19 protein-coding genes are annotated in these 17430 nt (G+C 66.1%); 12 read left to right on the top strand and 7 right to left on the bottom strand.

The annotated features are described in order from the left end of the window. Positions 1-79 precede the first annotated feature (79 nt). Positions 80-367: a hypothetical protein gene (locus LVJ94_18420; protein ID WXB09197.1), complete on the top strand. Its 288-nt coding sequence runs from the start codon at positions 80-82 to the stop codon at positions 365-367. Continuing rightward, complete coding sequence (locus LVJ94_18415; protein WXB10732.1) at positions 367-1359, top strand: flippase-like domain-containing protein; 993 nt, start codon at positions 367-369, stop codon at positions 1357-1359. Before LVJ94_18420 ends, LVJ94_18415 begins: the two co-directional genes overlap by 1 nt. On the opposite strand, the gene LVJ94_18410 is transcribed toward LVJ94_18415, so the two are convergent. Then, a complete protein-coding gene (locus LVJ94_18410; GenBank protein ID WXB09196.1) occupies positions 1356-2312 on the bottom strand; it encodes a hypothetical protein in 957 nt (318 codons plus the stop codon). The genes LVJ94_18415 and LVJ94_18410 overlap by 4 nt on opposite strands. An 88-nt stretch (positions 2313-2400) precedes the next feature. On the opposite strand from LVJ94_18410, the gene LVJ94_18405 reads away from it, so the two are divergent. After that, entirely contained in the window at positions 2401-2796 is a 396-nt protein-coding gene (locus LVJ94_18405) for a YciI family protein (protein ID WXB09195.1), read from the top strand. 170 nt (positions 2797-2966) lie between these two features. Here LVJ94_18405 and LVJ94_18400 read toward each other — a convergent pair whose 3' ends face one another. Both LVJ94_18400 and LVJ94_18395 read right to left on the bottom strand, forming a co-directional pair. Continuing rightward, positions 2967-3956 (bottom strand): RluA family pseudouridine synthase, encoded by a 990-nt coding sequence (locus LVJ94_18400; protein ID WXB09194.1) that lies wholly within the window; start codon positions 3954-3956, stop codon positions 2967-2969. Further along, positions 3950-4213, bottom strand: a complete 264-nt coding sequence (locus LVJ94_18395) for a hypothetical protein (GenBank protein WXB09193.1) — start codon at positions 4211-4213, stop codon at positions 3950-3952. Before LVJ94_18395 ends, LVJ94_18400 begins: the two co-directional genes overlap by 7 nt. A gap of 121 nt (positions 4214-4334) precedes the next feature. Between LVJ94_18395 and LVJ94_18390 the strand changes: the two genes are divergently transcribed. From LVJ94_18390 to LVJ94_18350, 9 genes are all read left to right on the top strand, one after another. Next, on the top strand, positions 4335-6206 hold the full coding sequence (locus LVJ94_18390; GenBank protein WXB09192.1) for a fatty acyl-AMP ligase: 1872 nt from the start codon (positions 4335-4337) through the stop codon (positions 6204-6206). A gap of 102 nt (positions 6207-6308) precedes the next feature. Beyond that, positions 6309-7433: a hypothetical protein gene (locus LVJ94_18385; protein WXB09191.1), complete on the top strand. Its 1125-nt coding sequence runs from the start codon at positions 6309-6311 to the stop codon at positions 7431-7433. 103 nt (positions 7434-7536) lie between these two features. Next, complete coding sequence (locus tag LVJ94_18380; GenBank protein ID WXB09190.1) at positions 7537-8559, top strand: hypothetical protein; 1023 nt, start codon at positions 7537-7539, stop codon at positions 8557-8559. Positions 8560-8583: 24 nt separating this feature from the next. Further along, positions 8584-8838: a hypothetical protein gene (locus tag LVJ94_18375; protein WXB09189.1), complete on the top strand. Its 255-nt coding sequence runs from the start codon at positions 8584-8586 to the stop codon at positions 8836-8838. A 705-nt stretch (positions 8839-9543) separates the two neighbouring features. After that, a complete protein-coding gene (locus LVJ94_18370) occupies positions 9544-10041 on the top strand; it encodes a transcriptional repressor (GenBank protein WXB09188.1) in 498 nt (165 codons plus the stop codon). Between the two features lie 30 nt (positions 10042-10071). Further along, a complete protein-coding gene (locus LVJ94_18365) occupies positions 10072-10494 on the top strand; it encodes a rubrerythrin family protein (GenBank protein WXB09187.1) in 423 nt (140 codons plus the stop codon). 128 nt (positions 10495-10622) lie between these two features. Continuing rightward, the gene (locus LVJ94_18360) at positions 10623-11981 is read left to right on the top strand and encodes a hypothetical protein (GenBank protein ID WXB09186.1); all 1359 of its coding nucleotides are present in this window, start codon (positions 10623-10625) and stop codon (positions 11979-11981) included. Further along, a complete protein-coding gene (locus tag LVJ94_18355; GenBank protein ID WXB09185.1) occupies positions 11978-12565 on the top strand; it encodes a DUF3501 family protein in 588 nt (195 codons plus the stop codon). The genes LVJ94_18360 and LVJ94_18355 overlap by 4 nt, the downstream gene beginning before the upstream one ends. Further along, complete coding sequence (locus LVJ94_18350) at positions 12552-12968, top strand: acyl-CoA thioesterase (protein WXB09184.1); 417 nt, start codon at positions 12552-12554, stop codon at positions 12966-12968. The genes LVJ94_18355 and LVJ94_18350 overlap by 14 nt, the downstream gene beginning before the upstream one ends. Positions 12969-13210: 242 nt before the next feature. Here the strand turns inward: LVJ94_18350 and LVJ94_18345 are convergent, their stop codons facing one another. From LVJ94_18345 to mazG, 4 genes are all read right to left on the bottom strand, one after another. Continuing rightward, positions 13211-14065: a hypothetical protein gene (locus LVJ94_18345; protein WXB09183.1), complete on the bottom strand. Its 855-nt coding sequence runs from the start codon at positions 14063-14065 to the stop codon at positions 13211-13213. Between the two features lie 246 nt (positions 14066-14311). Continuing rightward, on the bottom strand, positions 14312-15310 hold the full coding sequence (locus LVJ94_18340; protein ID WXB09182.1) for a prolipoprotein diacylglyceryl transferase: 999 nt from the start codon (positions 15308-15310) through the stop codon (positions 14312-14314). A 16-nt stretch (positions 15311-15326) separates the two neighbouring features. Beyond that, positions 15327-16526, bottom strand: coding sequence for a 23S rRNA (adenine(2503)-C(2))-methyltransferase RlmN (gene rlmN / locus LVJ94_18335; GenBank protein ID WXB09181.1), 1200 nt, complete (start codon positions 16524-16526; stop codon positions 15327-15329). Next, entirely contained in the window at positions 16523-17395 is an 873-nt protein-coding gene (gene mazG, locus LVJ94_18330; GenBank protein WXB09180.1) for a nucleoside triphosphate pyrophosphohydrolase, read from the bottom strand. The genes rlmN and mazG overlap by 4 nt, the downstream gene beginning before the upstream one ends. Between the last annotated feature and the right edge of the window lie 35 nt (positions 17396-17430).

The raw sequence follows: 17430 nt of genomic DNA, 5'->3' as shown, positions 1-17430 counted from the left end.
TTGGCCGTTTGCCGAACCGGCCGAACCGGAAGAGCTCGCTCTGTCCGTCGATTCTTCGTCAACCTCTCTCACGATTGACATGACGCTACCATTTGCTCGTCCCCTTCGGGACGTGTACATCGGCCCCGTGGTCGCGCTTTCCACGTTTTTCCAATCCCCCTCGGCAGAGGCCGGCGCTGGCCACACCCCCGAGACCCCCACCGCCATCGTACGCAGGCCCGACCCCGGGCTTGCACGCGGAGTTTGGGAGGCCTCACCTTCTTTCTTTTATGCCGGCGGGGGAATCATCGTGGCGGTTGCCGTCGTCTACGCGCTCTGGCGCAGAGGCATCGTGCGCTTCCGCCGCACTCGGAGCACATCGACGTGATGCCTTTGGATTCCGCCGCCCCCATCGAATCGCGCCCGGGTGTACCGGTTCGGCGCATCCTCTTGGTCGTTCTGCTTGGCGTGGCCGCCTACGGGGCCTTCGCCGTCTACACGGGCGTCGGCAAGATCGCCGGCTCGCTTCAGACATATGCCTATTCCACCTTCTTCGCGGCATGCCTGCTTGCGTTCGCGAACTACGTAACCCGTTTTCTCAAGTGGGAATTTTACCTCGCGCGCCTCGAGATCCGGGGCGTCTCCAAGCTGGAGAGCTTTCTCACCTTTCTGTCGGGCTTCATCCTGACCATCTCGCCCGGCAAAGTCGGCGAGGTGTTCAAGTCGCTGGTCCTCCACGAGACGCACGGTGTGCCCGTCGCACGAACGGCCCCCATCGTCGTCGCCGAGCGCGTGACGGATCTCATCGGCATCATCGTGCTCATCACCCTCGGGTCCATCGGATTTTCCGGCGGGATGCTCTGGGCGGCCATCGGCGCCGTGCTGGTGCTCGCGCTGCTCATCGTGGTCGGCTCGCGCCGCACGTCGCTGGGCATCATCGGCATGGTCGAGCGCATGCCCGGAAAAATGGGCAAGATTGGCCCCAAGCTGCGCGACGCGTACGAAAGCCTGGCGACGTTGGTGGCCCCACGCAACCTCGTCGTGCCCACGTTGATGTCCATCGTCGCGTGGGCCTTCGAGTGCCTCTCGCTGTGGGTGGTGCTGCAGGGCTTCGGCCAGTCGACCAGCGTGCTGCTCTGCACCTTTTTCTACGCAACGAGCACCCTCGCCGGCGCCATCATCCCCGTCCCGGGCGGCCTTGGCGTCACCGAGGGCGCGCTGCAGCGGCAGATGATGGAACTCGGCAACGTCAGCGAGGGCACCAGCACCGCGGCGATGCTCCTCGTGCGCTTCGCCACGCTTTGGTTCGCGGTGCTCGTGGGCTTCGTCGCGCTGAGCGCCCTCAAGCGGCGCCACCCGGGACTATTCGCGAAAGGTTAGTCGCAGGGCTGGTTGCCCATCGGGCTGACGGCGGCGTAAGCCATCCAGCCGGTGCGCCTCTCGCCCGATGACGTGAGGACGTAGCCGTAGACGAAGGGCAAGGCCTGCCGATCGTGCAAGGTGCGGTAGCGCCCTTCGGCGTCCTTGATCCACAGCGGCGCATCGACGTGCTGCGTGCCGAAGGTGCTCACGATGTTGAGCCGCTGAAAGCGGGTGCCCGACGGGAAATGGTCGATGACGCTGCCGCGCATCACCGACCCGGGCACGTTGAACGCGAGGCTCGCGGAGCGCTTGCCGTTCGCGCGCAGGGCGGGCAGGTAGTCCACACCCGAGGGGTCCTTGTCGGTCGCGTCGTAGACGAATTTCGCCGCCTCGAGATCGGGCTCGGTGCGGTCGAGGATCCGGTAGCACGCCATCCGGGCAAGCCCATCGCTCTGCGCGACCAACACGGGCCCCATGCGGTCCTTGAAGCTGTTGAACCCGAGGATATCGCTCAGCGCGATCCACCCCGGGCTGTCGTTGGAGGTCTTCACGGCGAAGGCGTGCATCCCTGCATCGGGAAGGTCGCGCCGCTGCCCGTATTGAAAGGGCACGCGCGGGACGCCACCGTCGGCCGCGGGGAGCCGCCCCAGGACGTCGCCGTTGCCATCGCGGATCACGGCGCCCGCGTCGATGCCCCAATCGTCGTCGCGCCCCGCCGTGCGGACGATGTCCTCGCCGGCGTCCGCGCGCAACTGACAATTGTACGCGCTGTAGATGCACATCGAGCCGTTCGTACCGGCGAAGATGCCCGAATCGGTTCCTGCGTCCTCGAGGAAGGTCCCCACATCGCGATCGGGCGCGGCATCGGCGGCGACGTACGTGGCCTCGCCGTTGTCGAGCAAGGCGTTGCAGGCCGCGGCGGCAAAGGCGGCCGAAGCGCATCCCACGACCAGGCGACCTCGAGAGCGCAAGGGCCGTACGATACCTCCGCTTTTTTTCGAACCCAAGCTGTCGATCCGCCGCCGCCTCGTTCGACGTCCGAGAAGAAGGAGATTTCCCATGCGATTCATGGCGATGGTCAAAGGCTGCGAAACGAACCGAATGCCCCCACCCGAGCTGATGGCAGCTATCGACCGGCTGACCGAGGAGGGCGCCAAGGCGGGCTTCGTGATGCTCGAATCGGGAGGTCTCTTTCCCACCGCCAAGGGCGGCGTGCGCGTGCGGCTCGCCAACGGCAACGTCGATGTCATCGACGGGCCCTTCAGCGAGGCCAAAGAGGTGGTCGGCGGCTACGCGATCTACGAGGTGCCCACCCGCGAAGAGGCGGTCATGTGGACGCGGCGCTTCATGGATCTGCACCGCCAGTACTGGCCCGGCTGGCAGGGCGAGACGGAGCTCCGCCAGATCTTCGGCCCAGAGGACTTCGCGGAAATCATGGGGTGCAAAGGGGGTTAGGGTCGATTGAGTGCGTCAGGTATTGAATGACCTGGTGCTGGAACCGCGGCAGCGGGACGAAACCGGCGGGACCGGAGCTGGGCTAAGGCGCCGGCCTCGCCGGGATTGTCCCGCTGCCGCTGCTCGCCTGCAACGTCTCGCGAGTCCGCCACGATCCATCGACTTTTACGTTAGCGAAGCGACTGCAGCGCCGCGAGGAAATCGGGCGGCGGGGGCGACTCGAAGCGCATCGTGTCGCCCGTCGTCGGATGCACGAAGCCCAACGTGCGCGCGTGCAGCGCTTGGTGCCCGAGCCGCGCCGCCGCATCGCGCAGATCGGGATCGCGCGGGGTACGGCCGTAGACCGGATCGCCCACGATGGGGTGCCCCGATTCGGACAGGTGCACGCGGATCTGGTGCGTGCGCCCCGTCTCGAGCGAGCACACCACATGGGTTGCTCGCCCATCGCGCAGCCGCTCCAGCGCGCGCACGTGCGTCACGGCGTGCTTTCCTTGCCGGACCTTGCTCGTGTAACGCATGCGATCCGTCGGATGCCGGCCATGCAAGGTCGCAAAGGTCTGCGAGCGCACGTCGCCCACCGCGATGGCTTCGTATTCGCGCAAGATGCTGTGCGCTTGAAACTGCAGCTTGAGCGCCTCGCGCGCCCGCGGATGACGCGCCACCACGAGGATGCCGCTCGTGCCCTTGTCGATGCGGTGCACGATGCCCGGGCGCGCGTAGCGTGGGTCGTCGTTCTCGTCGTGCTCGTCCTGGATGCGCTCCACGAGCCCGCGTGCGAGCAGACCGTTCACCAGCGTGCCCGTGTCATGACCTCGCGCCGGATGCACCACCAGCCCGGCGGGCTTGTCGATCACCACCAGGTCATCGTCCTGGTAGAGCACCTCGAACACTACGCCCGCGTCCGGCTGCGCGGCACTCGGTTCCGGTGGCGCAGGCTTCACCTGCACCGTCTGCCCTGGGCGCAGCTTCGCCGCCGCCCGCGCGGGGGCGCCGTCCACCGTCACGTGCCCCGCCTCGATCCAGCGCTGCAACTCCGCGCGGGAAGGCGCGGCCGGATGCGACGCCAGCGCGCCTGCGAGAAACCGGTCGAGCCGCACACCGGACGCCTCGCGCGGCGCGACGAGCGTGATCTCTTCGTGCGATGCCGCCGCCGCTACCAAACCTTGGATTTGATGTGCCCCTTTGCCTTCACCAAAATGTCAACGAGGGCGCGGTCGTAGAAATTGCGCGGGTAAAGCTCGGGCGAAACGCGGCGCTTGAAGAGCGCACGCCCCTCTTCGATCTCCTCCGAGAGGGCATCGAACAGGTTGTCGTTGGTGATGCCGTTGACAATCTTGTCTTCGTTGTAGAGCGATAAATCGCTGGCAATGGCGCGCGCCAGGCGTCGGGCGGCTTCCTCGGTCTCGATGAGCGGCATGGGGCAAATTATCGCGGGACCTTTCGGTCTTTGTCAAAGCCTCTGCGTGGAAAGTCGGTCGTTGCAAGCAACGAACCTCCGGACCCTCCGACACCTTTTCGTGGTAAGCACCGAGGAAGATATGGCAAACGCTCGCACGATCGCCCAGGCCATCGAAGATGCCGCGAAAACCGCACCGACGCGCGGGTTTCGCTTCGTCCCCGAGAGCGGCGTCCCCGGCACACGGGGCGTCACCGAGACGAGTGAGGCGTCCTTCTCGTTCACCGCCATCGAGCGCGCCTCGGCCCGTTACGGCGGGGCCCTGCAGGCCCTCGGGCTGCGCAAAGGCGACCGCGTTGCCTTGATTTTGCCGGCCAACGAGGACTTCGTCCTCTGCTTTTTCGGCGCCATCGTGGCCGGCATCATCCCCGTCCCCATCTACCCGCCGCTGGGCCCGGGGCAGCTGCAGACCTACCTCGACAACACGCGTCACATCGTGGAAAAAAGCGGTGCACGTGCACTCATCACGCCCGCGAAGATCAAGCGGCTGCTCGGCACGGTGCAGTCGGCTTGCCCTGCGCTCGAGCAAGTGGTGGCCGTGGAGGCCATCCGCGAGTCCATGGAAGCACTGCGTCCCGAGAAAATTACGCTGGACGACATTGCCTTTCTTCAGTTCACCAGCGGCTCCACGTCCCGCCCCAAGGGCGTGAGCCTCACCCACGCGAACCTGGCCGCGAACCTCGCGTGCATCATGCAAGACGGCCTGGCCGCGCGCGAGGGTGACGTCGGCGTGTCGTGGCTGCCGCTTTACCATGACATGGGCCTCATCGGCTTCGTCATCGCGCCGCTCTACTACCGCGTGCCGACGGTGTACCTGTCGCCCCTGCTCTTCCTGAAGCGGCCCATCACCTGGTTCCAGACCATCTCGCGGCACAAGGGCACCATCTCCTACGCGCCCAACTTCGCCTACGCGCTGTGCCTCAAACGCATCCGCGAGAAAGACCTGGAGGGCATCGACCTGTCGAGCTGGCGGGTCGCCGGCTGCGGCGCCGAGCCGATCCGGCCGGAAACGCTGGAAACGTTTGCCTCGACGTACGCGGGCGTGGGCTTCAAAAAAAGCGCCTTCGTGCCCTCGTACGGCATGGCCGAATCGTCGCTGGCCATCGCCTTCAGCCCGATCGATCAGGGGCCGAAGGTCCTCGCCCTCGACGGCCCCACGCTCTGGTCCGAGGGCGTGGTCAAGCTGCAGGACGACATCCCGCCGCGCTCCGGACTGGACAATCCCGACGCGGTGGTGCGCCTCGTCTCGTGCGGCCGCGCCTTCCCCGAGCATCAGATTCGCATTTTCGATCCCGACGATCTCACGAGCGAGCACCCGTTCGAGGAACGCAAGGTGGGGGAAATCCGCATCTCGGGCCCCAGCGTGATGCACGGCTACTGGGAAGACGTGGAGCGCACGCGTGAAGCCTTCGCCGGTCCCTTTTTGCGCACGGGCGATCTCGGCTTCGTGCACGAGGACGAGATCTACATCTGCGGGCGCATCAAGGAGGTCGTCATCGTCAACGGCCGCAACTACTACCCGCAGGACATGGAGTGGGAGGCGAGCCAGGTGCCGGGCGTGCGCAAGGGCAGCGTGATCGCATTCGGCTCGAGGCATCCGAGCGGCATCGAGGCCGATCGCGAGCGCGTGGTCATCGCGTTCGAGATGCAGGATGCGCACGACATGTCCCTCGCACAAAAGGTCTCCAAAGAGATCCGCAAGTCCGTGCAAGATGGTCTGGGCCTCACCCTGGACGACGTGGTGGCCCTTCCCCCGGGCTCCTTGCCCAAGACCTCCAGCGGCAAGCTGCAACGCGCCAAGACGCGCACGCTGTACGAAGCGGGCGAACTGGCCGAGCAGGGCGCGAACAAGCGCGAAGGCGGTCGTCTCGAGCTGGCGAAACATGCCGCGCGGAGTCAGCTGAGCTACTTCAAGCTGGCCGTGCTGGGCGGGCGCCGCAAGCGCGAAGAATAGACGCAACTTTTTCGAATCGCGGTTTCGCGGATCGCGCGTGACGGATCCGTGAGGGCCGGACCAATCCCTCGAAGAACCTTCTCGTTCTCGAGGTGAATGGTCATGAGAGCGCGCTTCGCATCGTGGTTCGTCTGCAGTGCCCTGATCGCGTGTTCGTCGGCCGCAGAAGATCCTCGGCCTGACGAGTGGCTTGCATCGTCGGCCACCGCGTGCAAGCCCCCCCGGCTCACGCCTTCGAACTTGCCGGCCAACATTTGCGACATCGCCGGGACGAAAGAGTTGAACGTCGCATCGGGGACGAGCCTTCGCATCGATCCCGGTGGAACCTGCGACGCACTCGTCCCGCAAGGCGATGGCCTGCCCCCCATCTGCGTCCTCAAGTACGCCAACGTGAGCATCGACGGGTTGTTGCAACTGCAGCCACCCCTGGACGCGCCGCGCTCCCCCGCCGTCGCCATCGTCGCCACCCACGCGTTCTCGGTAACCGGTACGGTGGACGCAAGCGGGCAATACATGGATAGCCCCTTGCGGGGAAGCGTCGGACCGGGCGGGTCGGATTCGCGGGGCGAAGCTCCGGCCGATACCGGAAAGGGCGCCGGCCATGTCACCGTCGGAGGCGGAACACCGGGCAGCGACGTCGGAGGAGCCGCCTTCGGTCCCACCACGGGCGCGCAGCTCGTCGCCGGTTCGTCGGGGGCGCAGGGTGTCGGGCTCGGCGTGGCCTGGCCGGGATTTCCCGGTATGGCAGGAGGTGCCGTCCAACTCGTGGCGTGTGGCGATCTCACGCTCTCGGGAAACGTATCTGCACAAGGCTCGAACGGCTTCGAGGGTGGCATGTCGATCAACGCGCCCGCGTCGGGTGGCGGCGGTGGAAGCGGGGGCACCATCGTCATCGAAGCTCGCCACATCGTGTCGTCGAATGCCAACCTTCTGGCCATCGGCGGGACCGGAGGCGCGGGCGGCGCGCTCTACATGGAAGCGCCCCCCGTCTATGTCGGTGGTGGTCGCGGAGGCGCCGCAGGCACGGGCTCGAATCCGCCGGAGGCAGGGCAAAGTAGTGGGGGCCTCCAGCAGTGCGGCCCCGACGGTTGCACCACGATCTACGGCGCCTATGGCGGTGGGGGCGGCTCCGTGGGTCGCATCGTGATCAACGTGCCCCGAGGCGAGTCGGTTCCCACCATCGGCTCCGACCCGCCGGCCTCGATCGGCGTCGTCGGCACCCATTGATGGGCACCACGGATCGAAAGGAATCGTCATGCACGCGCGGTTTTCTTGGTTGGGACTTTTGGGGCTTTGTGGGTTCTTGGCTTGCGCTTCCGAGGGGAGCTCGGTGGGCAATACGGGCGGTGATGTTCGCAACGACGAGCACCACGACACGGGCGCCCACGGAGGTGATGCGGCCCCGGGCGAGACGGATGCCGGCGACGCGGGTAACGCCGACGCGGAGGGCGCCGATGGCGGTGGGGTCGATGCGGGCGACACGGATTCTGGTGAGACGGACGCGGGTCCTTCCGGGCCATGGGTTCCTGCAAACCTTCCGGCGAACATTTGCGACACGCCCAGCACCGCGGAGCTGAATGTGCCGGCCGGCGGAGAACGCTCTCTCACGTCGGACGGCACGTGCGATGCGCTCGTCCCGCAAGACGAAACCCCGCCTAACATCTGCGTGCGCAAGTTCGCCAGTGCGACGATCGCGGGATCGCTCCGGGTGGAAACGAATGAACGCGCGCTTGCCATCGTCGTCACGGGCAGCTTCACCATTCCGACCGGTGGCGTGGTTCAAGCTATATCCATGGGGGACTTCCGAGGACGACCCTCGTTCGAATATCCCGATGTTTTTGTAGGGCTGCCCGGCGCTGGACACATCGGAGCCGGCGAGTCCACCGGGCTTGCCGGCGGCCCCGCCTACGGCCCCACCAGCGGAACGCAGCTGGTTGCGGGAGCGTTCGCCGGGAGCGGCTCATTGTGGCACGGTGTGGGAGGCACCGCCGGCGGCGCGCTTCAACTGGTCGCATGCAGCGAGCTTGCCCTCACGGGAACGGTTTCCGTCCGCGGCGGCGATGGCTCACCCGGCAACAGCCACTACGTACCGCACGCTGAGTATCCCGGGGGCGGGGGCGGCGGCGGAAGCGGGGGCACCCTCGTGCTCGACGCGAAACGCATCGTCGGCAATGGCGGTGCGCTGCTGGCTGTCGGCGGCCAAGGAGGTGCAGCAGGCTTCGATCCGGAAGCACCAGGGATCATGACATCTCCCGGCGGTGCCGGAGCCCCCGGCCGCACCGTGATTCACGTCCCCCAGGGCACGTCCCTTCCGGCGATCACGTCGACGCCACCTGCAGAGGTCCTTCACTGACGGAAGCGAGGAACCCTCCGTGCCGTGGGCGGGGCAGGAGCCAAGGGAGGCGACAAGGAGGTTCGCCGGTTCCCTTGGGGCGCCCTCGGCGCACCGGGCGGCGCAGGTGGGGACGGCTCGACCTCTCCCATGCCCGGTGCGGGGAGAGGAACGCACTCGGCCGGCGGTGGCGGAGGCGGCGCCGTCGGTCACATCGCGGTCAACGTCCGGGCGAGCGAATCGGTGCCGGACATCGCTTCCGATCCTCCGGCGACGGTTGGCGTCATCGGCACGCATTGACGCGACAGATCCACTTTCGCTGCGCGATGACGGACCCTCGGGCGTGCTCTCAATCCTCCAAGGAAACGACGTGCCCAAAGGCGTCTCCCTCCCCGCCATCGCGGCCGATCCGCCGGCCGCCATCGGCGTCGTCGGCACGCACTGATCCCACCATCCACCACGGCCCACGGCCGCCAATCTCTCGGAGACTGGCGGCTTTTTCGTTCTTCAGCTCTGAAAAGCCGTTGACAGGATCTCCGTCCTGGGGCATTCATGATTTGAAAATGAAAGTTGATTTCATTTTCACCTCACACGCGGACGATGCCTCGATGCCGTATGTGGTCCGGCGTAGCCGGAGGCCGATTCGACAGCTCCCGTTTGGGTCGCTCCTCGTCGGGAAAGAGCCCCATGATCGCCTACTCGATTCGACCTCCGACTTCGCTCGACCGCTTCCCTTTCTTCACAAGCCACAGCACGCCGACACCGTTCGGGCCGGCCTCGGCGTGTTCTCCATTGCGGTCTTTCCCGGTGCCGGGGTGCTGTACCTCTCCCGGCACCTCTCGACGGAGGTCTATGCAGGCGCGGTGCTCATCGCTCTGAGCTCGCTCATTTTCGCATTGTTTTGGCGCACTTAGCTGAACCGTTGCCTGGGCTACCGACCCACAGGATACGTGCGTCCATCGTTTGCAATTTAGAATCTTTCTCATTACGCTTCCGGGCTGGCGAATGAAGTCCAAGGAAGCAGGCGAACAGACCTCTTCCAGCGGCGAGACGCCGCGGGAAGAACGCATCGCCCAGATGATGAGCGACTTGCGGACCCTCGGCTTGAAGCTCACGCCGCAGCGGCGCGCCATCGTCGAACAATTCGCCTGCGATCCCAGCCACCCCACGGCGCAGGAACTCTTCGATCGGCTCCATCGTGAGTTTCCGACGATGAGTTTCGCGACCGTCTACAACACGCTGGACGCGCTCACGTCGGCCAACCTCGCCGGCACCTTGCGACTCGACGGGCACGCCGCCCGGTTCGATCCGAACCGCATGCCGCACCACCACGCCGTGTGCGACACGTGCGGGGTCATCGTCGACGTGCCGGCCGAAACGCTGACCCCGAGCGATGCGGCTGCGCAATCGGTCCGCGAGCGGGCGGACGGCTTTCACGTTCGCGCGGTGGAGCAGGTCTACCGCGGAATTTGTGGCACGTGCGCCCGAAAAGCACGCGCCTGAGCAGCAGCGAGAAAAAGGAGAAAGGGAGCCATGGGCAAGACACTTGCAGGAACCAAGACGCTCGGCAATTTGAAGGAAGCCTTCGCCGGCGAGTCACAGGCCAACCGCCGCTACCTTTATTTCGCAAAGGTCGCGGACGTCGAGGGTTACCCGGAGATCGCGGGCAACTTCAAGGAGACTGCCGACGGCGAGACCGGCCACGCGCACGGCCACCTCGACTACCTCAAGTCGGTGGGTGACCCCGCGACGGGCCTCCCCTTCGGCAACACGGAGAAGAACCTCAAGAGCGCCATCGCGGGCGAGACGCACGAGTACGAGACCATGTACCCGGGCATGGCCAAGACCGCGCGCGAAGAGGGCTTCGACGACATCGCCGAGTGGTTCGAGACGCTCGCCAAGGCCGAGAAGAGCCACGCGGGCCGCTTCACGAAGATGCTCGAAGTTCTCGGATAAATCCGATCCGTCAACGTGCCCATGCCCATGCCCGTATCCGTCCCCGGTCGGACGTACACGGGCACGGGCAGGCGCACGGGTACGAGCACGTCACGAAGCACCGTTGTCGACTATGGTGGCGCACGCGCATGAGCAAGATCGACCCTCGCCCGACCGAGAAACCCGAGTTCAACCCGAACGAGGAGCGCTACTGGGACGCGCGCGACCTCGAAGTCGAACTTCGTCGCGTCATCGAGATTTGCCACAACTGCCGCATGTGCGTGAACTACTGCGGCTCCTTCCCCGACATGTTCGCGCGCGTGGACCGCGACATCGAGGCAGGCGCGATCGGGGCCGAGCGGCTCGGAGCCGATGACTTCACCAGCGTGACCGACCACTGCTGGCAATGTAAGATTTGCTACATCAAGTGCCCGTACACGCCGGACGAGGGGCACGAGTGGCTGGTGGACGTTCCGCGGCTGCTGATGCGCGAGAAGGCGCAGCGTTCGCGCCGCAAGGGCATGTCGCTGCAGGAGACCGCGCTGGGCGAGCCCGGTGTGATCGGGAGCATGGTGAGCGGCTTCGCGGCGCCGCTGGTGAACTTCGTCAATGCCAACCGCCTCGTTCGAAAGTCCATCGAGCGCGTAGCGGGCATCTCCAGCGAGTTCCCCGTTCCCGAATATGCGAGTGAGCCCTTCGCACGATGGCTGCAGCACCACGAGCCGCTGCCCGACGCAGGAAAGGCCGGCAAGGTCGCGCTCTTTTCGACCTGCCTCGGCGATTACTACTTCCCGACCGTCCCCGCGAACGCGGTCCGCGCACTCGAGAAGAACGGGTACTCGGTGTTTCGCCCCGAGCAACAGTGCTGCGGCATGCCCAGCCTCGACGGCGGCGATTTCGAGAGCGCGAAGGCCAAGGCGCGCTTCAACGTGGCCTCGCTCCACCGCGCGTTGAAAGAGGGCTACGCCATCGTGGGCGCGCAACCGACGTGCACGATGACGGTCAAGAACGAGTACCCCGAGCTGCTCGGCACCCCCGAGGCTCGTGAGGTCGCCGACAACGTCTTCGACTTGATGGGCTTCTTCGACAAGCTGCGGCGCGAGAAAAAACTGAACAAGGAGTTCACCAAGCCGCTGGGCAAAATCGCCTACCACGCGCCCTGCCATTTGCGCGCGCAGAAGATCGGCTACCCCGCGATGCGCGTGCTCAATCTGGTGCAGGACACGGAGGTCGAGCTGGTGGAGCAATGCTCCGCCGTCGATGGTACCTGGGGCATGAAGGCCCAGAACTACGAGGAAGGACGCAAGTACGCGCAGAAGCTCGTCCGCGGCATCGAATCGGCCGAGGCCGAATTGGTCGTGTCGGATTGCCAGCTCGCCGCGCGCCGCATCCAGAAGGAAAACGGCGTGCAAGCGATCCACCCCGTCGAAGCGCTCGCCAGCGCGTATGGCGTCGCGATTTCGCGTGCATCCGAGGCATCTTCGCGTACGACGGAGGCAGGTCGATGAAACCCATTGTTCGTAGCGAGATCTTGAGCCTCGGCGATTACGAGGCCATCCGTCCTCACTTCCGCGCGCGCGTCATCGCCGAGAAGAAGCTCCGCCGCCTCAACCTCGGTTCGTACGCGAGCGCCGTGTTCGAGAACCGCGACACCGTGCTCCTGCAGATTCAAGAGATGCTGCGCACCGAGCGCATCACCCGGGAAGCCGCCGTCGAGCACGAAATTGCCACGTACAACCAGCTCGTGCCCGGCGACAACGAGTTGTCCGCGACGGTGATGATCGAGATCGACGACCGCACCACACGCGAGACCTTCTTGCCCGAAGCAAAGGGCATCGAGGAGCACGTGGCGCTGGTGGTCGCGGGCGAGCGTTTCAACGCAACGTGGGATCCCGAGCGCATCTTGCCCGATCGCGCATCCGCCGTGCTGTATCTGAAGTTCCCGCTGTCCGAGAAGGCCGTCGCGGCATTTCGGTCAGGTGCCGCGGTCGAGTTGATCGTCGATCATGCAAGCTACCGCGCGCGCGTCGAGCTGCCGGAGCCCACGAAAAAGAGCTTGGCCGAGGACCTCGAGTCGCATGCTCACGTATGACCGGCCCGTGCGCTTCGAGGAAGTCGACGCAGCAGGCATCGTCTTTTTCCCCGTCTTTCTGAACTACTGCCACGACGCCATGGCCGCGCTGTTCGATCCGCTCGAGGGCGGCTACGTGCGCTTGGTCATGGAGCGGCGCATCGGCCTGCCCACCGTGCACGTGGAAGCCGACTACCGCGCCCCGCTGCGCTACGGCGACGTGGCGCGCGTCGAAGTGAAGCTGCTGCACATGGGCAGCCGGTCGTTCTCACTCGGGTACACCATCACCCGCGCGGCCGACGGCCTCCCCGTCGCCGAGGTGAAACACGTCGTGGCCACGACCGATCTCCACGCGATGCGCGCCGTACCCATCCCCAGCGACATGCGCGCGCTGTTGGTACGGCTCTCGTCGAGTGCGCCCTAACGCAACGGTCGATCGAAGGTGTCGGGAATCAAAGGACCTGGTGCGTGCACCGCGGCAGCGGAACGAAACCGGCGGGGCCGGAGCGATGTGTGGTCCAGAAAGTTAGGATCGCCATATCCTCTGGCGATCCTGCCGCGAGGAACGGGCCAAGGCGCCGGCCTCGCCGGGATTGTCCCGCTGCCGCTGCTCGCCTGCAAACAACTCGCGAATCTGCCACGATCAATTCGACTTTTGCGTTACCCCTAACGCAATTGGCTCGTCGCCATCGCCGACAGGAAGCCGACGAGAAGCAAGAGCACCACGGTGGCGATGATCCAGATGACGGAGCGCTTGCGGCGTCCGCCGTCCAACTCCAGGGGCACGTCGACGGGACCGCCCGGGCTGGGGACGAAGTCGACGTTTGGCGCACGGGAAGCCGGCGCACTCACCGGTAGGAACGGATCGTGGAAGGACTCGCGGTCCACGACGATGGGCGCCGCAGCCGAGGACGAGCCCCCGTTGTAGGGCGCGTTGCCCGAGGACGGCGGCGTGCCCGGGGCCGGCGCACGCGAGAGGCGCGTCTCGACGTCTTTTTGCCAGCGCACGAGCGGCGCCATCGACTCCTCGACGACCTCGCGAACGATGACCCGGATGCGTTCACGCACCTCGATGGGAATGTGCGTCTGCGAGTAGCGATCGAGCGGCGTCGAGCTGGGCGCCGGCGTGGCAATGATGCGCCCTCGCCCGGTGTCGTCGGGGTTCGACGGCGACGACGTCGCGGCTTGCGCAGCCATTCCAACCTGCGGAGCCAGCGGCGCAGTCGGCGCGCTCGGTGCGCTCGGTGCCGTCGCGTTGCGCTGGGGAACCGTATCGTCGGGCGTCGGAGTCACGCCCCTGGAGATGACGCCGGTGACGGCCAGATTGGCCTTGTTCGCCGCAGTCGTCACGTCGGGAGGAGGGGCCGAGCCCGCAGGCGGCGGCGTCGGTGTTGCGCTCGTCGCACCGGCCACACCTGCCGCCGGGGGCGGCGGCGGACGTGAGACCAACGTGGTGGCACGGCGGGCCAAAGGACCTGACGCCGAGGGGCTATGCGCACCGCTTGCACGGTCAGCATTCACGGGGGGCGTGACGGGCTTCGCGGGGGCCCGCGGAGCGTTCGCCGCTTTTACAGGCGCCGGTCGCGGAGGCGGAGAGCTCGCGGGACGAGGCGATCGACCTTGATCATTCACCCTACCGAGGGTGCCGTATCAGCAGGAAATGCGCCAGAGTTGTGAGACGATTTCCAGCGTCGCGCGCATGGCATGAAACGCCGCACATTCACCCGGACCAACCGAGCCCAACTGTTATTCTTCGGTGATTTGCGCCTAAGCCGGCTGTTTCTCCGGCAAAGGTGCGTCCTGCTCGGGCGCCGCAAGCACGCGGTCCATCGGATCGACACCGTTCGCATGCATCGCGCGCACACGGGTGAGCAGCCATGCGCCAAACAGGAAGAGCCCAATGCAGGACCACTGGGCCGGCGTAAGCCCGCCGTAACGCGGATCCGCGCCGCGCTCGTCGGAGATGCGCAGATAATCCATCGCGAAGCGCACCGGCGCATAGGCGAAGGCCGCCGCCACCGCGTACGTTCCCGTGGGAAGCTTCCGGCGCCAGGTGAGGGCGAACGCCAAGGCCAGCACCACGGTGAACAGCCACTCGAGCAGCCCCAAGTCGTAGCGCGGATACGCGCCGTGAATGAACTTGATGAACTCGTCCACCCGCGGATGCAGATTCGCATCGGGAAACGGATACCCCACGGCAAACAACGCATCCGCCGTGGCGCGCGCGCCCGGGTGATCGTGCACCACGCTGCAACCGCCGCGGCCGAAGATCCACGCCACGGGAAACACCGAGAGGATCAAGTCGCAGAACGGCAGCACGGGCTGCACTTCGGGGCGCCGCGTGAACCACACGATGGAGATCGGTCCGACGTTCAACTTCGGTTTCAGCTCGTAATACTTCCAGAGCATGATGCCGATGAGGCCACCGATGAAGCCACCGAACGAGCTCAATCCCTCCCAGAGCAAGAGGAGCGACCAGGGACGCACCCATTCGAAATGGCCATTTTCGAATTTGGCAATCTCCGTCGGGTGATAAAAAATCTCGTCCAGCATGTGGCCGCCCATGAAGCCGGCGACGAGCATCCACGTGATGAACGAATTGAGCTTGTCCAAGTCGAGCCCGCGCTGACGCGCACGCCGCGTGGCCAGTGCCGTGCCGATGAGAACCCCCGTCGCAACCAGAAGCCCGAATGGATGCAACGGGATGGTCAGGTTGACGATGGGGATCGGGATCGTGATGTCCGAAACGTTGATGTAAGGGAGCATGAAGGGGACCTAGGCCTCAACTAACGAGGCGTATCTTTCGTTTCGCACCCGCGAGGGCGAGCTGTCCGCAGGCCGCACTGACGTCGTCTCCGCGCCGGCGACGAATGAAGCACGAGTAACCGTCGTCGCAGAGCACCTGTTGAAAAGCGAGCACGCTCGACAGGTCCGGCGGCCCGAGCGCCGAATCGGCAATCGGGTTCATCGGGATCAAATTGACTTTGACCGGCAGCCCGCGAAGCAGCTTGCTGAGCTTCTTGGCTTCCTCGGCGTTGTCGTTGCGCCCGGCCACCAAGGTGTACTCGATGGTGATGCGCCGCCGGCTCGGCAGCGGGTACGCGCGCAGGGCGCCCATCAATTTGGCGAGCGGGTACTTCTTGTTGATCGGCAGAAGCCGCGACCGCGTCTCGTCGTCCGCGGCGTGGAGGCTCACCGCGAGGCCGATGTTGCCGGCGAAGTCTTGCCCGAGGCGCTCGATCTCGGGGACCAGTCCGCTGGTGGAGACGGTCACCCGCCGCGACGACAGCGAGATGCCATCGGGGTGCGTGAGCAGCTTCAGCGTGCGCGCCGTGGCTTCGTAATTGTGCAGCGGCTCGCCCATGCCCATGAAGACGACGTTGCGGAGTTGCTCGCCCGGGTCGAGCCGGCTCTTGCCGAGCAGCACCTGCCCGACGATTTCGTCCGGCCCCAGGTGGCGTTTGAGCCCCGCCTGCCCGCTCGCGCAGAAGACGCAGCCCATCGCGCAGCCGACCTGCGTCGAGATGCACTGGGTCACGCGTGCGACGTTGCTCCCCTCGCCCGCGTCGTCCTCGTCTTCCACCGCGGCCGCGGCGTCCGCGTCTTCCAGCACCTCACCGGTCCCGGGTACGGACGGCCGCGTGGGGTCGGGCAGCGAACTCTTTCCCGCGGTCACGTTGGGAATGAGCACCGTTTCGACGGTGGCGCCGTCGCGCAGCTTCACGAGCATCTTTCGCGTGTTGTCGGCCGAGCGGCGCTCCTCGGCAATCGACACCACCGGGCCGACACCGCCCTCGGCCAGGGCCTGGCGCATGCTGCCTGGCAGATCGCTCATCTGGCTCGGGTCGAGCACGCCGCGGGCCTGGATCCAGCGGAAGATCTGCTTCCCGTGGTAGGCGCGCCCTCCCATCTTGCGCACGGCCTCGCCCCATTCTTCGGGGGTGCGCGCGACAGGCGGGACTTCGGTGGACTTCGTGCTCATTCTTCGGCCTTCGTTTCCGCGGCTTTCGCCTCTTCCCAATAGACGTCGAGGGTGGCGAGCGGCAGGTTGGCGCTCTTGCCGTCGGCGCTCGCGCGCGGATTGCCCCAGCCGCCGTGCTGCTCTTGAACGCGCCGCTCCACGTGGCCGAAACGACGCGTGAACTTGTCGATGGTCACGCGGAGTGCCGATTCGGCGTCGACGTCGATGTGCCGCGCCAGGTTCACCAGCGCGAAGAGCACGTCGCCGAACTCCTCCTCGATGGCCGCCTTCTCCCCGCTCGCGATGGCGCGCTCCAGCTCACCGATCTCCTCGGTCACCTTCGCGCGGGAGCCGCTCGCATCGTCCCAATCGAAGCCCACGCGCGAGACCTTCTCGCCAATGCGCTGCGCCCGCGTCAGCGCCGGCAGACTTCGCGGCACGCCCGCCAGCATGGGGCGGCCCTTCTTTTCCTCGGCTTTGATCTTTTCCCAGTTGGCCAAAACCTCTTTGGCATCGTCGGCCTTCACGTCGCCGAACACGTGCGGGTGGCGGTGCACCAGCTTGTCGACGATGGCCGCAATCACGTCGTCGATGGCAAAGGCGCCCTCGCTCCGCGCGAGCTCCGCCTGAAAGACGATTTGAAGCGCCAGATCGCCCAGCTCCTCGCGCAGCTGATGGCGATCTTTTCCGTCGATGGCATCGATGACCTCGCACGCCTCTTCCAAGACGTAGCGGCGCAGCGTTTCGAACGACTGCTCGCGATCCCATGGGCAACCATCCGGTCCAAGGAGGCGCTGCATGACCGCGACGAGGCGCGGGAGCGTACCTCCGTCTTGCTCCGGAAGCGGGGGGACGGGCCTGGGTGCGTTTTCGTCGAATCGGGGGGGCATCGGGTCGCGGCGGTTGCTCTAGCACACGCGCGAAG

The organism is Sorangiineae bacterium MSr11367, assembly GCA_037157805.1.
GTDB lineage: Bacteria > Myxococcota_A > Polyangia > Polyangiales > Polyangiaceae > Pendulispora > Pendulispora rubella.
Note: the sequence above shows the minus strand (reverse complement) of the source record. Positions and strands in the feature narration are given on the sequence as shown.

Bases quoted from the DNA above. Each gene is read 5' to 3' on its own strand.
- LVJ94_18405 (WXB09195.1), top strand. From the start codon at position 2,401: ATGCGATTCATGGCGATGGTCAAAGGCTGCGAAACGAACCGAATGCCC.
- mazG (WXB09180.1), bottom strand. From the start codon at position 17,395: ATGCCCCCCCGATTCGACGAAAACGCACCCAGGCCCGTCCCCCCGCTT.
- LVJ94_18350 (WXB09184.1), top strand. From the start codon at position 12,552: ATGCTCACGTATGACCGGCCCGTGCGCTTCGAGGAAGTCGACGCAGCA.
- LVJ94_18395 (WXB09193.1), bottom strand. From the start codon at position 4,213: ATGCCGCTCATCGAGACCGAGGAAGCCGCCCGACGCCTGGCGCGCGCC.
- LVJ94_18390 (WXB09192.1), top strand. From the start codon at position 4,335: ATGGCAAACGCTCGCACGATCGCCCAGGCCATCGAAGATGCCGCGAAA.
- LVJ94_18355 (WXB09185.1), top strand. From the start codon at position 11,978: ATGAAACCCATTGTTCGTAGCGAGATCTTGAGCCTCGGCGATTACGAG.
- LVJ94_18415 (WXB10732.1), top strand. From the start codon at position 367: ATGCCTTTGGATTCCGCCGCCCCCATCGAATCGCGCCCGGGTGTACCG.
- LVJ94_18385 (WXB09191.1), top strand. From the start codon at position 6,309: ATGAGAGCGCGCTTCGCATCGTGGTTCGTCTGCAGTGCCCTGATCGCG.
- LVJ94_18360 (WXB09186.1), top strand. From the start codon at position 10,623: ATGAGCAAGATCGACCCTCGCCCGACCGAGAAACCCGAGTTCAACCCG.
- LVJ94_18370 (WXB09188.1), top strand. From the start codon at position 9,544: ATGAAGTCCAAGGAAGCAGGCGAACAGACCTCTTCCAGCGGCGAGACG.
- LVJ94_18420 (WXB09197.1), top strand. From the start codon at position 80: ATGACGCTACCATTTGCTCGTCCCCTTCGGGACGTGTACATCGGCCCC.
- LVJ94_18340 (WXB09182.1), bottom strand. From the start codon at position 15,310: ATGCTCCCTTACATCAACGTTTCGGACATCACGATCCCGATCCCCATC.
- rlmN (WXB09181.1), bottom strand. From the start codon at position 16,526: ATGAGCACGAAGTCCACCGAAGTCCCGCCTGTCGCGCGCACCCCCGAA.
- LVJ94_18365 (WXB09187.1), top strand. From the start codon at position 10,072: ATGGGCAAGACACTTGCAGGAACCAAGACGCTCGGCAATTTGAAGGAA.